14 protein-coding genes, 11 tRNA genes, 1 rRNA gene and 2 pseudogenes are annotated in these 18,424 nt (G+C 46.1%); 25 read left to right on the forward strand and 3 right to left on the reverse strand.

Annotation, left to right across the window (positions count from 1 at the left end):
* Positions 1-200: 200 nt before the first annotated feature.
* The 12 genes from rrf to BN2762_RS00490 all read left to right on the forward strand — a co-directional run bounded on the left by rrf (position 201) and on the right by BN2762_RS00490 (position 1,924).
* A 5S ribosomal RNA gene (gene rrf, locus BN2762_RS00435) occupies positions 201-317 on the forward strand.
* 6 nt (positions 318-323) lie between these two features.
* Positions 324-399, forward strand: a tRNA-Asn gene (locus tag BN2762_RS00440).
* Positions 400-402: 3 nt separating this feature from the next.
* Positions 403-477, forward strand: a tRNA-Glu gene (locus BN2762_RS00445).
* Between the two features lie 152 nt (positions 478-629).
* Positions 630-705 (forward strand) — tRNA-Val (locus tag BN2762_RS00450).
* 12 nt (positions 706-717) lie between these two features.
* Positions 718-791, forward strand: a tRNA-Met gene (locus tag BN2762_RS00455).
* Between the two features lie 16 nt (positions 792-807).
* Positions 808-884 (forward strand) — tRNA-Asp (locus tag BN2762_RS00460).
* A 61-nt stretch (positions 885-945) separates the two neighbouring features.
* Positions 946-1,018 (forward strand) — tRNA-Lys (locus BN2762_RS00465).
* A 12-nt stretch (positions 1,019-1,030) separates the two neighbouring features.
* Positions 1,031-1,115: transfer RNA gene (locus BN2762_RS00470), tRNA-Leu, on the forward strand.
* 6 nt (positions 1,116-1,121) lie between these two features.
* Positions 1,122-1,196, forward strand: a tRNA-Gly gene (locus tag BN2762_RS00475).
* Positions 1,197-1,203: 7 nt separating this feature from the next.
* A tRNA-Arg gene (locus BN2762_RS00480) sits at positions 1,204-1,280 on the forward strand.
* A 21-nt stretch (positions 1,281-1,301) separates the two neighbouring features.
* A tRNA-Leu gene (locus BN2762_RS00485) sits at positions 1,302-1,382 on the forward strand.
* Between the two features lie 104 nt (positions 1,383-1,486).
* Positions 1,487-1,924 (forward strand): type 2 periplasmic-binding domain-containing protein, encoded by a 438-nt coding sequence (locus tag BN2762_RS00490; RefSeq protein ID WP_055105109.1) that lies wholly within the window; start codon positions 1,487-1,489, stop codon positions 1,922-1,924.
* 67 nt (positions 1,925-1,991) lie between these two features.
* On the opposite strand, the gene BN2762_RS00495 is transcribed toward BN2762_RS00490, so the two are convergent.
* Positions 1,992-2,390 carry a RidA family protein gene (locus tag BN2762_RS00495; RefSeq protein ID WP_055105110.1) on the reverse strand — a complete coding sequence of 133 codons (399 nt, stop codon included), beginning with the start codon at positions 2,388-2,390 and terminating at the stop codon, positions 1,992-1,994.
* A 313-nt stretch (positions 2,391-2,703) separates the two neighbouring features.
* On the opposite strand from BN2762_RS00495, the gene BN2762_RS00500 reads away from it, so the two are divergent.
* The 4 genes and pseudogenes from BN2762_RS00500 to BN2762_RS00515 all read left to right on the forward strand — a co-directional run bounded on the left by BN2762_RS00500 (position 2,704) and on the right by BN2762_RS00515 (position 6,389).
* A complete protein-coding gene (locus tag BN2762_RS00500) occupies positions 2,704-4,125 on the forward strand; it encodes a DHA2 family efflux MFS transporter permease subunit (RefSeq protein ID WP_055105111.1) in 1,422 nt (473 codons plus the stop codon).
* Positions 4,126-4,237: 112 nt separating this feature from the next.
* Positions 4,238-4,960 carry an AAA family ATPase gene (locus BN2762_RS00505; protein ID WP_187386454.1) on the forward strand — a complete coding sequence of 241 codons (723 nt, stop codon included), beginning with the start codon at positions 4,238-4,240 and terminating at the stop codon, positions 4,958-4,960.
* Positions 4,957-5,484: an ABC transporter permease subunit gene (locus BN2762_RS00510; protein ID WP_055105113.1), complete on the forward strand. Its 528-nt coding sequence runs from the start codon at positions 4,957-4,959 to the stop codon at positions 5,482-5,484. Before BN2762_RS00505 ends, BN2762_RS00510 begins: the two co-directional genes overlap by 4 nt.
* Before the next feature lie 386 nt (positions 5,485-5,870).
* Positions 5,871-6,389 (forward strand): annotated as a pseudogene (locus BN2762_RS00515) (acyl-CoA-like ligand-binding transcription factor).
* Positions 6,390-6,484: 95 nt separating this feature from the next.
* On the opposite strand, the pseudogene BN2762_RS25680 reads toward BN2762_RS00515, so the two are convergent.
* Positions 6,485-6,775, reverse strand: a pseudogene (locus BN2762_RS25680) (alpha-amylase family glycosyl hydrolase); the annotation flags it as partial.
* 794 nt (positions 6,776-7,569) lie between these two features.
* Here BN2762_RS25680 and BN2762_RS00520 point away from each other — a divergent pair.
* The 8 genes from BN2762_RS00520 (at position 7,570) to BN2762_RS00555 (ending at position 16,375) form a co-directional block, all read left to right on the forward strand.
* A complete protein-coding gene (locus BN2762_RS00520; protein ID WP_326830425.1) occupies positions 7,570-8,652 on the forward strand; it encodes a sugar ABC transporter substrate-binding protein in 1,083 nt (360 codons plus the stop codon).
* 89 nt (positions 8,653-8,741) lie between these two features.
* Positions 8,742-10,052 carry a carbohydrate ABC transporter permease gene (locus tag BN2762_RS00525; protein WP_055105114.1) on the forward strand — a complete coding sequence of 437 codons (1,311 nt, stop codon included), beginning with the start codon at positions 8,742-8,744 and terminating at the stop codon, positions 10,050-10,052.
* Positions 10,049-10,882 carry a sugar ABC transporter permease gene (locus BN2762_RS00530; protein WP_055105115.1) on the forward strand — a complete coding sequence of 278 codons (834 nt, stop codon included), beginning with the start codon at positions 10,049-10,051 and terminating at the stop codon, positions 10,880-10,882. Before BN2762_RS00525 ends, BN2762_RS00530 begins: the two co-directional genes overlap by 4 nt.
* Positions 10,883-11,017: 135 nt before the next feature.
* Positions 11,018-11,821: an MFS transporter gene (locus BN2762_RS00535; RefSeq protein WP_055105116.1), complete on the forward strand. Its 804-nt coding sequence runs from the start codon at positions 11,018-11,020 to the stop codon at positions 11,819-11,821.
* Positions 11,822-12,068: 247 nt separating this feature from the next.
* The gene (locus tag BN2762_RS00540; protein ID WP_055105117.1) at positions 12,069-12,605 is read left to right on the forward strand and encodes a pyridoxamine 5'-phosphate oxidase family protein; all 537 of its coding nucleotides are present in this window, start codon (positions 12,069-12,071) and stop codon (positions 12,603-12,605) included.
* Positions 12,606-12,701: 96 nt separating this feature from the next.
* Complete coding sequence (locus BN2762_RS00545) at positions 12,702-13,010, forward strand: MazG nucleotide pyrophosphohydrolase domain-containing protein (RefSeq protein ID WP_055105118.1); 309 nt, start codon at positions 12,702-12,704, stop codon at positions 13,008-13,010.
* Between the two features lie 386 nt (positions 13,011-13,396).
* Positions 13,397-14,989 (forward strand): phosphoglycerate dehydrogenase, encoded by a 1,593-nt coding sequence (gene serA, locus BN2762_RS00550; RefSeq protein WP_055105119.1) that lies wholly within the window; start codon positions 13,397-13,399, stop codon positions 14,987-14,989.
* A gap of 156 nt (positions 14,990-15,145) precedes the next feature.
* On the forward strand, positions 15,146-16,375 hold the full coding sequence (locus BN2762_RS00555) for a benzoate/H(+) symporter BenE family transporter (RefSeq protein WP_148499840.1): 1,230 nt from the start codon (positions 15,146-15,148) through the stop codon (positions 16,373-16,375).
* Positions 16,376-16,429: 54 nt separating this feature from the next.
* Here BN2762_RS00555 and pdxR read toward each other — a convergent pair whose 3' ends face one another.
* Positions 16,430-17,860 carry a MocR-like pyridoxine biosynthesis transcription factor PdxR gene (gene pdxR, locus BN2762_RS00560; protein ID WP_055105120.1) on the reverse strand — a complete coding sequence of 477 codons (1,431 nt, stop codon included), beginning with the start codon at positions 17,858-17,860 and terminating at the stop codon, positions 16,430-16,432.
* A 381-nt stretch (positions 17,861-18,241) separates the two neighbouring features.
* Between pdxR and BN2762_RS00565 the strand changes: the two genes are divergently transcribed.
* Positions 18,242-18,315: transfer RNA gene (locus tag BN2762_RS00565), tRNA-Pro, on the forward strand.
* Positions 18,316-18,424 lie beyond the last annotated feature (109 nt).

Consider the following 18,424-nt stretch of genomic DNA (forward strand, 5'->3'; position numbering starts at 1 on the left):
AAGTGCAGCAATGTATGGAGCTGACAGGTACTAATCGGTCGAGGGCTTATCCAAAAATACCCCAATAGTGGGGGCTAACACGCAAATGAAGTTTCGTATCCAGTTTTCAGGTGATCAAACATCTGAAGCGCTGCAATATTCATACACGTCTTAGCGTTGTACTGAATATTTCGCGGCAGCATTTGTTCCACAAATGCACGTTTGGTGGCAATGGCGGAGGGGTTCCACACGTACCCATCTCGAACACGACCGTTAAGCCCTCCAGCGCCGATGGTACTTGGACCGCAGGGTCCTGGGAGAGTAGGACGTCGCCAAGCGAATGTTCCCTGATAGCTCAGTCGGTAGAGCACTCGACTGTTAATCGAGTTGTCACAGGTTCGAGTCCTGTTCGGGGAGCCATGTGGCCCGTTGGTCAAGGGGTTAAGACACCTCCCTTTCACGGAGGTAACAGGGGTTCGAATCCCCTACGGGTCACCACTTTCTTTAATGTGCTTCATAGGGGGAGAACTCCCATAAGGGGTTCGTGGGAGCATCAGCTTCGGTAGGAATACATCGCAGTCTCGAACGGAGAGAGAGTATCCCCTACGGGTCACCACTTTCATGATTATGCTTCAGACTGATTTACATATGGAGGCTTAGCTCAGCTGGGAGAGCATCTGCCTTACAAGCAGAGGGTCAGCGGTTCGATCCCGTTAGCCTCCACCATATTATTAATGACGCGGGGTGGAGCAGCTCGGTAGCTCGTCGGGCTCATAACCCGAAGGTCGCAGGTTCAAATCCTGTCCCCGCAATTGTATTACTTAGTGTGGAGCCGTGGTGTAGAGGCCTAACATGCCTGCCTGTCACGCAGGAGACCGCGGGTTCGAATCCCGTCGGCTCCGCCATTACATCTCTGAACAAGGGATAAGAATCCGTTAGGGTTCATCGAAGCATCAGTACTATTTTGAGCCATTAGCTCAGTTGGTAGAGCACCTGACTTTTAATCAGGGTGTCGAAGGTTCGAGTCCTTCATGGCTCACTTTTAAAAGTTGCGCGTGTGGCGGAATTGGCAGACGCACTAGACTTAGGATCTAGCGTCTTCGGATGTGGGGGTTCAAGTCCCTCCACGCGCACCATGAAATGCGGACGTGGCTCAGCGGTAGAGCATCGCCTTGCCAAGGCGAGGGTCGCGGGTTCGATTCCCGTCGTCCGCTCCATAAATATGCGCCCTTAGCTCAGCTGGATAGAGCGTTTGACTACGAATCAAAAGGTCGGGAGTTCGAATCTCTCAGGGCGTGCCATTTTTTATTTGCATATGATATGCCGGTGTGGCGGAATGGCAGACGCGTTCGACTCAAAATCGAATGGGGAGACCCGTGGAGGTTCGAGTCCTCTCACCGGTATTAGTTAAAAGAGTTCATTAGAGATATTCTCTAGTGAGCTTTTTTTATTTGAGGTTTCGTCCCCCACTTATTACTAGAGTTGAAGATTCGTTTCTACAGATACGATGCAGATGACTATTGATACAGATGCGTGGAAGAAATTGATTCAGACCGCTATCGAGGCAGACCAATCGGGAGTTATCTTTAATTCTATAGATGAATTATTCACAAGTGGGACGAATGAGGAGTTTTATGATAGCCAACGATTTCTCACGGGGCGTTCTGCTATGCACATTGGATCAGTACTGTCGCTAGCACTTATGGATCATTACAAGAATGAATTGAAAGATTATGTACCCTTTGAACTCGGTATTGCCACTGGACCCGTCGATCCCCTTGATCCTACATCCACTTATGCTATAACTCCAGGTGATATATTCGCCATTAACATAGCATCTGTCAATCAAGATGAAGCATGGGAATTAATTAAGTATGTCTGCGGTGAAGATTATGCTCGTATTACCTCCAAATCAAATGAATTGTTGATAGGTCAGCAGATATAAAGTACCTTAATAGTCGAAAAACCCCTCATGTAAAATAATACTTTTACGTGAGGGGGTTGAAGCCGGTTTAAACTTTAGCGGCCCATATTTCAATTTCTATTTTAATTTCCGGTAGTCCTAATTCAGAAATATAGCCAACCGTCATTGCCGGATAATCACTGCCGAATAATTGGCTCCATTTTTCATATAGATAATCCCAATCTATTTTTTGGGTAGCCCAGATATTTACTTTAATAATATGCTCTGATGTTAACTCCTCGGATTGTAATACGGTTTGGATATTGTCAAAAGTATTCTTGATTTGTTCGTTCATACTATCGGGAATGTTACCATTCTGATCCACCCCAATTTGGCCAGAAGTAACATATAGCTCAGAGTTTCTAGGGATTTTGGTAATATGAGTGTAGTTACCTACTGGGCCATACATACCCTCAGGATTTTTTCGAGTAATTTTGGAATTTTCCATTTCAAAGTACCTCCGCAATATTAGAATGATCTGCCGTTTTGACAACTCATATTTGGACACACTTCACCCGTAATAATGAATTCTAGAAAAAAACAGCAGTAGAGTATCCATATCCAAAGGATATAAATGTTAAAGATCTTTTCTTCATGGATTGGACACTCCTTTCTTAAATGAATGCGAAGAGAAAAATTTAAAAGATTATAAATATACATATAGAGGAAATAAGATTTAATGTCAATATCAATATAAATCGGATGCTCCTCTGATAGATATCCTCAGTCTCGCGGATCGGGAAAAGGGTGCTGATGAAGCTGTGTATCATGAGTTTTACAAGGCGGCAGAATTGCAATGGTTCGCTGATGCTTACAACTTAGTTTTTGCGGCAGCCTTACTCCCGGCAGGGATGCTTGGCGACAGATTAGGCAGGAAAAAAATGCTTATTGCAGGTTTGCTTATTTTCGGCGTGTCATCCCTGGCATGTGCATATGCTGGTTCTCCCTGGGAATTAATAACCGGTCGTGCATTTCAGGGTCTTGGTGCTGCATTTTTGGTTCCATTGTCGATGTCGATTATCCCGATATTGTTTTCGGAAAAAGAAAGAACAAAGGCAATTTCGGTTTGGATGTTAGCGAATGCCTTCGGAATTCCGCTAGGGCCGGTTCTTGGCGGTTGGCTGCTTGAAAATTATTGGTGGGGTTCCGTGTTCCTAATCAACATTCCTCTAATTATCATTGCCTTGGTTGCTGTTTTCATTTTCTTGCCAGAATCGAATAATGGCGATAAACAGCGAGCTGATATTTTTGGAATTCTTCTCTCAAGTCTAGGGCTTGTTACAGTAACGTACGGAGTAATCGAAGTTGGTGAAAGAGGCTGGGGAGACGCGGTAACCTTAACGACGATCATTGGCGGGTTAATTATGATAGCTGGGTTTATTCTATGGGAGAGACGAGTAAAAAACCCGTTAATCGATCTGGCCTTGTTCCGCTCTGGAAGATTCACATGGGGTACAATCTTAGCTACCATCATTTCCTTTGCTATGTTTGGCGTATTGTTTGTCTTGCCGCAATATTTTCAAGCCATCGAAGGTGTTAAGGCACTAAGCGCCGGCTTACGATTATTGCCTCTAGTGGGGGGGCTATTAGTCGGATCTCAACTTTCTGATGTCCTGCAGTTACGCTTTGGCAATAGAGTTTCCTTATCTTTTGGTTTCCTAATACTCGCAGTTGGCCTGGCGATCGGCGCTAATACCAGCATGAATAGTGGGTATGGCTTCGCATCCATTTGGATAACGGCTGCAGGCCTGGGAATAGGATTTGCCCTTCCTGCTGCAATGGACGAAGGGATGTCAGCACTAACATCAGAAGGAAGTGGGGTAGGGTCAGCGCTTCTTATTTCCCTTAGACAAGTTGGGGGCACGATGGGAGTAGCTCTCCTAGGCACTGTATTAAATGCAGGGTACCGCAATCATCTTAATCTGGACGGATTGCCGGGTGAAGCCGCAGACACTATATCCCGTAACGTATCTGCCGGTTTGGCGGTAGCTAAGCAATTACATTCTAAGGTTATCCTTGAATCCGTGAAATCTTCCTTTATTTATGGAATGTCGTCTACATTATGGACATGCGGAGCAATTGCTGTTGCAGGTATCATTTTATCGGTCTGCTTTGTTAAGCGTGTAAAGGGGAGCAACCAGGAGCTTCAGCAGACTGCAGTCGTTAATCATCTCAATAAATAGCCAGCAATACAATTGAAACGAACTTATAGTATAATTTGTGCTTTTGTATGAAATAGAATGACAGGAGCGTGGAATAATTCTAATACGACTACGGCAGGTGTTAGGCGAGAAGTTGGAAAGAGATTACCCAGTATTACGAAGCAGAATCGGTTATCTTCCATCAGAAATTAATCTTTATCCTGATATGACTGGGGAGAAAATATTAGAAATCACAGCTGGGGTTCGAGGGGTTGACTTGGGAAAGTCGCTTATTTCTGAATATATAACCAGGCTGCAGCTAGATACCCATTCAAGATTTAAATTATATTCCCTAGGAAATAAAAAGAAACTGGGTATTTTGTTAAACTTGCTTCATGAACCGGAATTGCTCATTCTCGATGAGCCTACTTCTGGATTGGGTCCGCTTGCTCAACTGCAGTTTTTTGAAATTCTCAAGGAATTGAACAAGAGAAGAGGAACGACCGTTTTCTACTCGACTCACATTCTTACAGAGGTTGAGAAATTATGTGATCGGGTGGCCATAATACGAGATGGGGAATTAATTCGGGTGTCGCCGGTTTCAGATTTAACAACGGATGGTGATCATTTTTTTGAGTTTACTTGTATAACTCCAGGGGATTTGCGTCAAGAGTATGGGTTGTTTAGTATAGACCCCAATACGGAGTATACTGACGGAATCTATCGCCTTCAGGCTAGTGAGGATAAGTTTCGCGCTTTATTAAAAATTCTGGGAAATAAACCCATTAAGGATCTGAATGTACGCAGGTTAACACTTGAAGAAAGATTCATGGACGAGTATAGGATGGGAATGCCATGGAAAAGTGAGGCGCGATGAGTTGGGCGATTAATTCGATTGTGAAGGAAAAAGATCGTAAGACGATGGAATTTTTATTTGCAATGCCTCATAGCCGTACTTCAATTTATTTAGCTAAATGGATAACCACTGTCATTCAAGTTTTGGTTATTTCGGTGTTGTTTAGCGGAATTGTTTTATGGATTGGAAAAGGAATGAATATCATGAACGATCCTTGGGCTGTGAGCGGTGTTATGCTAGCAGGACTGCTAACAACGCTAAGTTTTATGGGCATTGGAATTGGACTAACCCCATGGCTGAAAACTGAAAGAGGAGCATTGTCCACTGGCATAGGTATCGTCTTTGCGATGTTTTTGTTCAGCATGTTATCCGGTCTCCATGAGAGAATGAATTGGTTATCGGGAGTAAGCCTTTTTAATATGTTTGATGCCTATTCGATTAGCCAAGGAAATGGTTTGTCGCTGAACGCGGTGATCGTAGCTATTGCTGTCATCTTAGTAGGAAGCGCTGCAGGCTGGTTCAAACTTATCCGACAAGATTTATAGAGATTAATATTTATGATATCATGCCTTTCGTCAAACAGGGTATTTCACCATTAATAAACTTTCCTAGTTTGGGAAGCGTACTAAACATGCCGCTGTCTTGTTGCTTCAAACAACAAAACAGGGGCGTTTTTATTATACATGGTTGCTGATTGTCGTGTTGATGTGCTGATTCAAAATTGACATCAACATTTAAATGAAATAAGGTATCATTATAATGTGTGTCTCAAACAATATAATCTTTAGCTTTATAACAAGTCTTTCGGAATGAAATTAATTTTGTTTAGCGTTAAGGAGTGAAGAATGAAGTGTCTACAGAGAATAAACGAAAAACTGGACTGCGTGAACGCAAAAAAGCAAAAACGATGGCAAATGTTCAAATGCATGCAATGCGACTTTTTCGTGAGCTAGGGTATAATGCTACAACTGTGGAGCAAATTGCGGAAGCGGCGGAAATTTCTCCAAGTACGTTTTTTCGTTACTTTTCTACAAAAGAAGATGTTGTGATAACGGATAATTATGACCCGTTACTAATCGCTGCATTTGAAGATCAACCATCTGATTTAAGCCCGCTTCAAGCCGTGCGAAATGCAATGATATCCGGATTGACCGATATGTCGCCAGATGAGTTGGAGACAATGCGTGAACGAAATCAACTTATCATGACAGTGCCTTAATTAAGGGGAGCGTCATTGAACAATTTGATTCAGACAATGCAGCTCCTTACAGAAATTGTGGCCAAACGAGTTGGACGCAAGCCGGATGATCTTGCTGTACGAACTTTTGCAGGAGTAGTTGTAGGCGTGAACATATCAGTCATGCAGTACTATGCGGAGAATCCGGATAAGGATTTTTCAAAGTTGATTGAGGAAGCTTTCTCCAAAGTCGAGGACGGGTTGCCGCTATAGGCTACCTAGGTCGCAAACTGGCGCCGGTAATATACCGGCGTCAGTTTATTTAATTTCCGTTGCGGCCGTTTACAGACCATTGTGCCGGCCCTGCCCTCCTCATTGCCCGTGTTTAGCTTCGGCATGATCGGCCCGAAGCCGAAGGTGGCATAGTTCGGGACGCCGTTTTTACCATGAGCGGCCCCTCTTTGATATGGAGCCAGTCGGCATAGCGGGGGGCGGGGCCGTTCTGCAGCACATCAACAAAGGGCGGAAACGTGTGCCCGCAATGATGGAATGCGCCGTCCAGCAGTACCGAATTCCCCGGCTTGACAGGCGTCGACCAGTTCCTTCAGCTTTTCGTTCGTGCCGAAATGCGGGTCGACAAGCATATAATCGCGTGTGTCGCTTGTCGCCACATGTCAGCTGCGTTTGCGACACATTGCCGAGCTTCGTTCGCAGACGGATGTGCACTATTGATACGTTATAGGCATAGGACCAGTTCAGCCCGATGCGATGATATACTGCTTTCAGGTTGGCAACAGCATGGGCTGAGCAGGAACAACGGGCAGATATTTGTAGTAACAAATATCGTATAAATAAGAAAACAAGAGAAAAAGATAGGTAATAGAATATAATAGAGGAAATTATAGTTAATTTGGACTAAATTCGTGTTTTTAATGCTGATTTTCACGATATTTCTTATTGCAAACGTTTTCTCACTTGGTTTATGATGGGAGTGTCTTATTGGTTCTGGTGGGAATTGCAACCGCTTGAGACAATTTAAAGGCACTGCTACCCCTAGGGTACAACCTCGACAATCATGCGATTGGTAGAGCGTTGTACTCTTTTTTTTCGTAGTTACAAAAAGTTAGGGGGGAGTATTATTTTTTACAAACTGGGTATAACGTTTGCACAAAGAAATGGGAAATTAAATCAAGAAAGGGTGGACAAAGTGAAGTTGAAACAAAAAGCAAAGTTGAGACAGTGGGTTATCAGTTTGATTAGTGTAGTGTTGGTTCTCAGTTTAGCGGCATGCGGGGGCAACGGAGGCAATTCAAGCCCGAACAGTTCCCAGCCATCTAATTCATCAGAAGCGCCTCTTGTTTCTTCTGAGAACGGAGAGGCTGGCGAAGAGGAGTATTTACCGGAACCTGGGGCTAAGTTGACAGTGTGGGAAGCACAGGAGCAAATTGAGTATATGGAAAAAATTGCGGCTGAATTCGAGAAGCAGTATGGAGTGCCTGTCAAGCTGGAAGTCGTAGCCGGCGGGGATCAGGGCGCCCGTCTAGCGACTGACGGACCGTCGAAGCTTGCAGCTGATGTCCTTACATTGCCTCATGATCAGATCGCTCAAGCGGTTAAAGCAGGACTTCTGCTGCCTAATGATCTGTTCGAGGATGAGACACGCGCCATCATGGAGGAGTCTGCAATCAGAGCGGTGACTTATGATGGAGTTTTATACGGCTATCCGAAATCGGTGGAGACGTATGCTATGTATTATAACAAGGACATCTTCCCTGAAGCTCCGAAAACCTGGGATGAGATCATAAGCTTCGCGGAGACTTACACGGACACCAAGCAAAATAAATACGCCATTATGTGGGAATTCGTGGGGTACTATACCTATCCATTCGTCAGTACGCTCGGAGGTTACATCTTCGGTAATAATAACACCGATACGACCGATATTGGCTTGAATAACGAAGGAGCGGTTCAGGGCTTCGAGTTGCTGAAGAGCCTTAAAAAAATTCTTCCTATGAATGCGGGAGATGTGTCCTACGACGTGAAAACACAGCTGTTCCAGGAAGGCAAGCTGGCTTTGAATATCGACGGGCCTTGGTCCGTAGCGGCATTCAAGGACAAAGTCAACTTTGGAGTCGCTCCATTGCCAGCGATGGCGAACGGAGAAGTATCGCACTCATTCTCTGGTGTTAAAGCTTATTTCGTCAACTCTTATACTGACTATCCGATTGCTGCGCGTCTTTTCTCCAACTTCGCCGCTAGCAAGGATAACCAGCTGCTGAACTACCAGATGACGGGAGCCATTCCTGCCAACAAGGAAGCGGGAGAGGATCCGGAGATCAAGAATGATCCGATTATCAGCGGGTTCTTTGAGCAGTTCTCTCACTCCACGCCGATGCCGACCATCGGGGAGATTAATGCGGTATGGGATCCGCTTCAAGCGGCGTTCATAACAATCTGGGACGATCCGAAGGCGGATGTCAAGACTACACTGGATACGATGGTCGATACAATCAAGACAAATATTTCATCCAAGTAGCAGGTTAGCCGATCTTTCAAAGCCTTCACCCGGCCGCCCCGCGATCGGGTGAAGGCTGTCAAACCGCAAGAAAAGAGGTTGTTTAACACATGCAAAGAAAGACAATAAGCACGGCCCTGTCAGTTCTTTTTATGGGCCTCGGACAATTGTATAACCGGCAATGGATGAAAGGGATTTTGTTCCTGGCGGCAGGCCTGACTGCGATATATGTTTTCTCGGTGATTGGGCTTCCATCTTACCTGAAGGGGCTTATTACATTGGGAGAACAGCCCAGTGGAATGGTGAAGGTAGGCAAAATTATGAAGATGGTCGAAGGCGACCACTCAATATTTCTAATGATCAAAGGATTGATGGCGGCTTTATCTTTATTGCTCGTTACCGCGATATACGCTCTGAATATCAGGGATGCCTACAAAGTTGGAAAGGAAAGAGACGCGGGTATAGCCCCGAATAACTTCCGACAATCGCTCCGGCTTGTGAATCAGAAAAACTTCGCCTATCTCGTACTTGTGCTGCCTGTCGTCACGGTTTTGTTTTTAACAATCCTTCCATTAATCTTCTCCATTTTGCTGGCCTTTACAAATTATGCTGATCCGATTCTTCCCCCTGCCAATCTGATTGACTGGGTTGGCTTCAGCAATTTTATCAAGCTGGTCAGCCTGAAGGTGTGGAGCAACACGTTCTTCGGCGTCCTGCTCTGGACTATTATATGGGCAATCCTCGCTACGGTGACGACCTATATCGGCGGCATCCTGATAGCGGTACTAATTCAGCAGCCCCGCATTCGCTTCAAGGTGTTCTGGCGTACGGCTATGATCATTCCATTTGCCATTCCGAGCATGATCTCTCTGCTCGTGATGCGGAATATGTTTAACAACAAGTTTGGTCCGGTTAACGATATATTGCGCTGGATTGGCTTTGACGGAATACCGTGGCTTACAGATCCGATCTGGGCTAGGGTTACACTTGTTCTTGTCAATATGTGGATTGGTATCCCGGTAACGATGATACTGGCTATCGGGGTGCTGACAACGATTCCGAGGGAGTTGTACGAAGCGGCTGAGGTTGATGGAGCAAATTCGTTCCAGAAATTCAGTTCCATTACGATGCCGATGGTGCTGTTCTCGACGGCGCCTATTCTGATTATGCAATTTGCCGGCAATATAAATAATTTCAATGTCGTCTATCTGATGACGGACGGCAACCCGGTCAATTCGAATTACCAGTACGCCGGACATACGGATTTGCTGGTAACCTGGCTTTACAAGCTGGCCTTAAATCAATCGCAATACAGCTTTGCGTCAGTCATCGGCATCATAATCTTTCTAATCATTGCTTCCTTGTCGATTATGAGCTACCGCCGAACCAGATCCTATAAAGAGGAGGATATGATAGGATGAACAGCCGATCGGCCCGGGTCAAGCTTGGCGTAAGCTATACGCTGCTTGTTATTTTGACCTGCATAAGCTTGTTTCCTGCATTATGGATAATCATGTCTTCCTTAAAGGAAGGCAACAGTCTTTATAGCGATACGTTAATTCCCCGAACCTTTACGATGGAACATTATCGGGATCTGTTCGAGAAGACCAAATACCCGCTGTGGTTCATGAATACGCTGAAGGTTGCAGTGCTGTCGACTCTTTTCGGAACGTTCTTGCTTCTGCTTACCTCATACGCCATCTCAAGATTCCGCTTCGTCGGCCGTAAATTTGCCCTTAACTCTTTGCTGGTGCTTCAGATGTTCCCAGGATTCATGGCCATGATCGCTATTTATGTTCTGCTGAATACGATGGGACTGCTCAATTCACACTGGGCGCTAATTCTCGTCTACAGCTCAGGTGCGATTATATCGAATGTATTCGTAGCCAAAGGCTTTTTTGATACGATCCCCAAGAGCCTGGAAGATGCGGCACGAATCGATGGGGCTAGCCATCTGAAGGTATTCTTCTCGATCATTATCCCGCTCGCTAAGCCGATGCTGACCTATGCGAGCCTGATGATCTTTAACGGTGCCTTCCTTGACTTCATCTTCGCTGATCTGGTGTTGAGGACGGAAGATCAACGGACGTTGGCTGTCGGGCTGTACAGAATGGTGAGTCAGCGGAATTCGACCGAATTTACGATGTTTGCTGCTGGAGCAGTGCTTGTCGCACTGCCTATCACAATGCTGTTCCTGCTGCTTCAGCGCAATCTGGTCGACGGGCTGACTGCAGGTGCTTCCAAAGGTTAGAGGCATTTGGAGAACATTAGGCAGCGCTCTTAAGTCTTGCAGAAGAAAGCCCAGTATGCTTTCGTTATGAGGTAAAGAAATGGATGGAGAGGTAAGAATTTTAATTTTTCCCGAAAATCACGAGGAGGAACAGCCATGACTAGCGCTGTCCATCTGACGGATAATATTGCGCGGAAATCGGGATTGGGGCTTGGAGGAGTAGTTGTCGCAGCTTTTGGGGGCTTTACGGCTATGGCTTTCACGGCAGTTACATTTTTCTTGTCTGCCATATGTGTGGTGGCCGCAGGAGTGTTCCCCCGTTCGGCCAGAGGCCAACAGCAAGATAGGAAAGCTTCGTTCTTCAACGATTGGAAGGTGGGGCTAGCACTTATCGTCAAGGAGCCCCTGACTCGGGCGATCATCGTCCTGAACCCGCTTCTTATTTTGTTTTTTATGTCGTCTCTGATGCTCGTTCAGGTTGTAGCAGTCAGAGATTGGCGGGCCAGTCCAACGGCTTTTGGGCTGATAGAGATGTGCGTTCCGCTCGGCTATATGATCGGGGCGGGGATTATTATGGCGTTTGGCGCAAGCATCGGGAGGAAAGGGTTATGGGTATTCGCCGGATTTATTTCGTTAGGTCCGGCTTTCTATCTCATTTCCATTATGGATACGGCAGCCCCGGCCCTTCCGGTCATTCTATCAGCCGGAATTTTGTTCGCTTTCTGTTCGATGATACTTCAGATTATTCTCCGCTCAGAAGCGGGTCAGGAGATGCAGGGAAGAGTATACGGCACAATGCTGGCATTGACAAATGTCGCTCCGCCGGTTGGGCTTGTGATCACCTCAGTGCTGGCCGACGAATGGGGAGCAAAGGCTGTGCTGGGTGCTACCGGCTGGTGTCTGTTTGGGGCCAGTCTGTTAGCGGCTATGCTATTCAAGCCGATACGTTCTTATTGGTAGGGATTAGGAGGATTGGAGAAAAGGAAAAGTAGTTTCAACAGGAAGCTAGCATTTTCTCGCCGTCCATTTCATCACGTAAATTGATTTTGGCAACAGGTAGTTTGATACTGCTTGTAATTAAGCCGAGGTCACCCTGAGGATGTGTTAGATATGGATTGCTGCAATTCTCTGACTATGGACATTTATGTTCACTCCAATGGCTGATAGACTTACATAATAATACATCAGTACAGTAGGAGTGAAAAGAATGGATGGAGTACGTTACAAGGTAAGAGAAGTGTTGGACAAGGATAAGATCGAGACATTTTTGCAGCAAGCTCGGATTGGACATCTTGGAATGGTCGATGGTCATCTGCCGTATGTTGTTCCGCTCAATTTTGTCTGGACAAATGGGAAACTTTATTTCCATGGAGCCACCGGGGGAAGACGAAATCAGGTTATGAGTGCAAATCCGGAGGTCTGCTTTACGGTTAGTGAAGAATATGGAACGATTACTGATCCGGTGCCAGCCAAGACGGACACTGCGTATATGAGTGTAATGATTTTTGGCAAGGCACAGCCCATCGTCGATCTGAATGAAGCTACACACATGCTGCAGGAAATGATTTATAAGTATGTGCCTGGTTACTATAACCGGCCGCTAACTCAGCAGCATGTAGACAAATACCGGTCAGCAGTATTCGGCGGTCCGGTTCAGGTGTATAGAATTGATCCTCATCATATCACCGCGAAAGAGAATCCGATTGAAGAAGACAAAATGTTCAAGCCTGGAAAAACCGTGTAAATCCAAGCAATGAGAATACAGCAGACATCCTGATGACCCCCTGGTTTAGGGACAAAATGATCGGTAGATCCGAGCACTTCCAGATTGGAGATATCAATGAATATTTCAAGCATGCAAAAATATGCCAAGCAATTCAGTGAAGAAAAAGGATTCGGTGTCAATACGATCCAAACTCGAACCCTGTATTTAATGACGGAAGTTGGAGAATTGTCAAAAGAAATTTTAAGTATTTCATTCCACCCAACAGAGGAAAAAGTGCGGATGGCCAAGGAAAATATAGGCTTGGAGATGTACGATGTTATTTTCAATATTTTAGATCTCGCCAACCAGCTTGAAATCGAATTGGAAGAAGCATTTCAGAAAAAGATGGAGCTCAACAAGCACAGAACCTGGGCTGAAAAATAAATCAATTCGAGCAATATGACAGAGCCACGAGTCTGATCAGCAAAGACAGTGGCTCTATTCCTCATGCATTCTATAAGACCGTTTCAGCAAGTCGGTACATACCTTCCCCAATCGGTCCCTTTTTCACCTTAGCAAAGCCCCAAACCCCACTCTTAACGGTTACCCTCCAAATAAACAGGAATAAGTTAATGTATGCTGGAAAGAGATTAGCTCATCTTTTGGATTGCTCAAAAACGCCGTTTATGGATATATATAACCAATCCAACTGTTGATATACTAGCATATAATTGTTCACCTATTTCATGTGACATTGGCTGAACAATTCCTGCAAGCCTGCCGTTTAACTGACGAACAGTCTGTTTGGACATAGAGAAGGAGGAAGATCGATGTTTAAAGTTCTGGTATCGGATCCGATTAGTGATTTTGGATTACAGCAACTGACATGTGCTGCAGATGTGGAGGTTACCAAAATAACGGGGCTCAGCGAGGCGGAGCTCATTTCCATTATACGTCCCTATGATGCGCTGCTTGTCCGCTCTCAAACGAAGGTCACCCGGCGGATCATGGAGGCTGGCGTTCAACTGAAGGTCATCGGCCGGGCAGGAGTCGGTGTGGACAACATTGATTTGGATGCGGCAACGAGCCGGGGAATTGTTGTGGTCAATGCACCTGATGGCAATACGGTCACGACGTGCGAGCATACCTTTGCGATGATGATGGCGCTCGCTCGGCATATTCCGCAAGCTTATGCCAAAACCGTTGCCGGGCTGTGGGACCGGAAATCATTCCTTGGTGTTGAATTGCAAAACAAGATAATCGGCGTACTTGGGCTTGGCCGTATTGGGAGCGAAGTGGCCAAACGCGCAGCGGCGTTTGGAATGACCGTTATTGGCTACGATCCTTTTCTATCGGAGGAAAGAGCAAACAAACTGGGCATCAAGTCAACAACAGTAGATGAAATCATCCGGACAGCTGATTTCATGACGGTTCATACGCCATTAACGAATGAGACACATCATATGATTACGTGGCCGCAATTCAACGTGATGAAACGGGGAATGCGGATCATCAACTGCGCTCGCGGGGGAATTATTGACGAGGCGGCTCTTGTTGAAGCGCTCGATGAAGGGATTGTAGCCGGCGCTGCCTTTGATGTATTTGAACACGAGCCTCCGGCGCCAGATCACCCATTCCTAAGACACCCAAAAATCATTGTTACCCCGCATCTGGGTGCGTCTACTTTGGAAGCACAAGAGAATGTAGCTCTGGATGTTTGCGAGCAGGTCATCCGTATTCTTCGGCAGGAACCGTTCAAAAACGCAGTCAATATGCCGGCAGTACCGACCGACCTGCTGAACAAATTACAGCCTTACTTCGCATTGTGCGAACAACTTGGAAAAGCACTTGCCCAGATGACCGATGGCGCCGTACGCGAAGTTACAGTGGAGTGTTCAGGCGAACTTGCCAATCTGGATACATCGCCGCTGATCCCCTATGTGCTTAAGGGGATACTATCCCAGCATCTTGGTGTAGAACAAGTCAATGTTGTGAACAGTGTCCACTTGGCGAAATTTCGTGACATTCATCTTGTGGAGCGAAAATCTCTGTTAACCCAGGGCTCGTCCAGCGAAATCACGATTCGGTTAAAGACGGCAATCGAGGAGAGATGGGTGACAGGTTCCGCTCTGCCCGGCGTCGGGGAACGTCTTGCCCGAATCGGTCCCTATCCCGTTGATATTTCACTTGAGGGTTATGTTCTGTTGATTTCACAGAAAGATAGACCCGGCATCATTGGGCGTGTTGGAACATTGCTCGGGGATAGCGGCATTAATATTGCCACAATGCAAGTGGGCCGCAACGAAGTTGGCGGGTCTGCGGTTATGATATTAAAAATCGATAAAAAAGCATCCAAAAGCGTGATGGAATCGTTATACGCCATCCCGGAAATTAAGCGCGTAAGGGAAATAATATTTGACTAAGTGCACCATGTCTGGTGATTTCAAGGTGGCAACGAAGAAGGAGCTACCATCATTCGCGGAGGAACAGCCGTATTCGGTCAACGTTATTGCCCGGAAAGTTATTACTGGAACGAAAACGCAAGTCAGGATGATTAGGAGAGAGGCAGGAGAACGTCTATGAACACAACATCACCTTCGCTGCGCGGCCGCGATTTGATATCGCCGGCCATAGCCGCTTTAATATCTGTCATTGTTAACTATGGAGGCACTTTTATTCTCGTATTTCAGGCCGCAAAAGTCGCGGGATTAAGTCCTGAAATGACCGCTTCATGGATTTGGTCGATCTCCATCGGTGTGGGTATAACCGGGATATGGTTAAGTTATCGGTACCGGGAACCGATTATTACAGCTTGGTCAACGCCAGGCGTGGCTTTTCTCGTTTCCGCATTAGCGGTAACCCCTTATCCGGAAGCCATTGGCGCTTATATTATCTCCGCTTTAGGATTTATTGTTCTAGGGTTATCGGGTATGTTTGAACGTTTCGTTCGGCTTATACCTTCAGGCATCGCTTCCGGTTTGTTAGCAGGCATTTTACTGCAGTTTGGCATTTCGGCTTTCGGAGGAGCGCAGATTGATCCATTGCTTGTTGTTATATTATTTGCCGCTTATGTCGTGCTGAGACGGTTTACATCCAGATATGCGATTGTAGGCATATTAGCCATTGGATTAGTGTATTTGATTAGCACGGGAAAAGCGGATTTCAGCACGATCCGATTGGCGATTGCTTCACCAGTCTTTGTCGTTCCGGAGTTTTCGTTACATGCTGCACTGGGGGTTGCATTGCCGTTGTTTATTATTACCTTGACGGGACAATACATGCCTGGAATGCTTGTATTGCGGAACGATGGGTTCAAGACGAGCGCGAATCCGATTTTGACTGTAACGGGCTTGGGTTCGCTCCTTGCAGCGCCATTCGGCGCTCATGCATTTAATGTAGCAGCCATTACAGCGGCAATTTGCACAGGGAAAGACGCGCATGAGGATTCGAAAAAACGTTATATTGCAGGCATTGCCTGCGGGATTTTCTACATTATTGTCGGCATTTTTGGCGTGACGCTGGCAGCTCTGTTTTTGATTCTTCCTGCGACCTTTATCGCAACGTTAGCGGGATTAGCATTGCTTGGCACAATTGGCGGCAGTCTCGCGGGCGCATTAACGGATCCCAAGGGACGTGAGACTGCATTGATTACATTTTTAGCAACAGCCGCAAATGTGACCTTGCTTGGCGTCGGCGGCGCATTCTGGGGACTTGTCGCGGGTCTCGCAGCACATCTAGTGATGCATGGGAAATTTCATAGAAAGCAATACAGACCGGGCCGAGTACAACAAGCCGAACAAAAACAATAGCAGCATTAAAGTGAATAAAGGCATAGAGCAGGTTAATAGGGGGGATTGCTTGTATTACAAAAGCATCCCCGCCAGACGAAAAATGCCTTCATCAATGGCCGCTTCATCTACTTTGGCAAAACCGAGAATCCATCCTTTTCGATCGCTTTCCAGACAATACTTGCTAAGCGGATATACCCGGATTCCTTTTTCGAGCGCTAAGCTCGTCATGGCTTCCTCGTCAAAGGAGGGTTCTGCCTCAAGAAGCATATGGAGCCCCGTTTCTACGCCGCTCAATGTGAAGCGTTCGCTCAGACCTGACGTAATGATGGCCTTTGTCATAGCCTCATGTCTGCGCCGGTATATATTTCGCACTCGTCTCATATGGCGCATGAAATGACCATGTTCGATAAAATGAGTAAGCGTTAATTGCTCCATAATCGGAAGATGACGATAGGTTAATTCATGGACTTGGGCCAGCTGTCGAATGGCCTCTTTGGGGCCAATGATCGCCGATATCCTTATACCCGGAGCGATCATTTTGGAAAAACTCATCATATATAGCGTGTTCTGAGGCTGCTGGCTGAATAAGGTTGGAAGCGGATCGCCGCGATATCGGAATTCGCTGTCGTAATCATCCTCCACAACCCAAAACCGGCGACCGGCAGCCATGTGCAATAAGTGTTGTCTGCGAGGCTCCGACATAATGACGCCAACCGCGCACTGGTGCGAAGGCGTAACAAACACAAGCTTGGACTCAGGGTGGATACGGTCCACGCAAAGTCCGTACTCATCCACCGGAACAGGGGCAACTTGCATACGCCGATACTTCATGGCCATCCAGGCAGCAGGGAAGCCGGGATCTTCAACGGAAACCGTCTCTCCTTCATGTAAAAGGGCTTGGGCAATCAAATCGATGCTATGCTGTGCTCCTGAGGTTAGCAGGATTTGATCGACATTTACATGAACGCCCCGTTCAAGTGACAGATAGCGTTGAATTTGTTCCCGCAGCGGCAGAAATCCATAGGCGTTACCGTAAGCCCAGCTGTCCAGGCCTGTTTTCGTGGAGGCCTGCAAAAATGATTGCCGCCAATTTCTTTGAAAATAGTCATCCAAATATGGCTCGTGGGGGCTAAAATCGATCTCTACCTTTTGATTTTTTTTATCTCCGAACCAACTGTGCAAATGGCCGACTGCATCATGTAATAAAGGTAATTCGGGGGGGATGATTCCTTGGACCTCCGTATCTTCCGAGGGGCGGGCAGCAGAGATCCACTCGCTAACTCTAGTTCCGCCCCGGCGAGAGGTTACGGTATACCCGCGGCTGAATAACTCCTCGTAAACCGTCTGTATGGTTGAACGGGAAACTCCAATCAACTGTGCGAGTTCCCGGGAAGGAAGCAGCAGTTCTCCAGGAGGCCATTTTCCGGTTGTAATATTATGGATCGCTTGATCCAGCAATTGCTGCCAGATGGGACGTTTATCCCCGCGGTTAACGGTTAGCATTCGATCTACCCCCAGTATTTCTGTCGAACTATGGATTGTTCAAAACAAAAAAATATAATAATTTATAGCAATCCATTAATTGATATACTATCATGGGAATCTTTGCATTTGCAATGCTATTCCTCTTGAAATGGCAAGTGCCTTTATACCGAAGTGGCATTCGCTGCGGAACCCTGTTATGACTCTCAATAATTATTTATCCAAAAATCCCCACCTAGTGTGTATACTAAATTTGTTATCAAATGGGAGGGTGGACGATGAAATGGGAGAAGGCAATCCAAACCGCAAAAAGTTATTGACTTAATCGGCTCCAGATGATACTATCTTAGAAGTGACCCAAAAACAGAGTTGCTAGAAATCATATCATTTCATGCTTGCCGTCGGGACGTAGCTCAGCTTGGTAGAGCACCTGGTTTGGGACCAGGGGGTCGCATGTTCGAATCGTGTCGTCCCGATATGAACAAAGAAGCAGTCATTCTTCAGAATGGCTGCTTCTTTGTTTCTGTATATTTCAATTCTCCTTCGGTCACAATAACAGTAAATATCGACCGATAGAAGGGGATA

Origin of the sequence: Paenibacillus ihumii, assembly GCF_001403875.1 — a bacterium.
Taxonomy (GTDB): Bacteria; Bacillota; Bacilli; order Paenibacillales; family Paenibacillaceae; genus Fontibacillus; species Fontibacillus ihumii.

What these genes read in the sequence shown, in the direction of transcription:
- BN2762_RS00490 (WP_055105109.1), top strand. Translation starts at nt 1,487, where the DNA reads ATGCAGATGACTATTGATACAGATGCGTGGAAGAAATTGATTCAGACC.
- BN2762_RS00495 (WP_055105110.1), bottom strand. Translation starts at nt 2,390, where the DNA reads ATGGAAAATTCCAAAATTACTCGAAAAAATCCTGAGGGTATGTATGGC.
- BN2762_RS00510 (WP_055105113.1), top strand. Translation starts at nt 4,957, where the DNA reads ATGAGTTGGGCGATTAATTCGATTGTGAAGGAAAAAGATCGTAAGACG.
- BN2762_RS00520 (WP_326830425.1), top strand. Translation starts at nt 7,570, where the DNA reads ATGGAAAAAATTGCGGCTGAATTCGAGAAGCAGTATGGAGTGCCTGTC.
- BN2762_RS00525 (WP_055105114.1), top strand. Translation starts at nt 8,742, where the DNA reads ATGCAAAGAAAGACAATAAGCACGGCCCTGTCAGTTCTTTTTATGGGC.
- BN2762_RS00530 (WP_055105115.1), top strand. Translation starts at nt 10,049, where the DNA reads ATGAACAGCCGATCGGCCCGGGTCAAGCTTGGCGTAAGCTATACGCTG.
- BN2762_RS00535 (WP_055105116.1), top strand. Translation starts at nt 11,018, where the DNA reads ATGACTAGCGCTGTCCATCTGACGGATAATATTGCGCGGAAATCGGGA.
- BN2762_RS00540 (WP_055105117.1), top strand. Translation starts at nt 12,069, where the DNA reads ATGGATGGAGTACGTTACAAGGTAAGAGAAGTGTTGGACAAGGATAAG.
- BN2762_RS00545 (WP_055105118.1), top strand. Translation starts at nt 12,702, where the DNA reads ATGAATATTTCAAGCATGCAAAAATATGCCAAGCAATTCAGTGAAGAA.
- serA (WP_055105119.1), top strand. Translation starts at nt 13,397, where the DNA reads ATGTTTAAAGTTCTGGTATCGGATCCGATTAGTGATTTTGGATTACAG.
- BN2762_RS00555 (WP_148499840.1), top strand. Translation starts at nt 15,146, where the DNA reads ATGAACACAACATCACCTTCGCTGCGCGGCCGCGATTTGATATCGCCG.
- pdxR (WP_055105120.1), bottom strand. Translation starts at nt 17,860, where the DNA reads ATGCTAACCGTTAACCGCGGGGATAAACGTCCCATCTGGCAGCAATTG.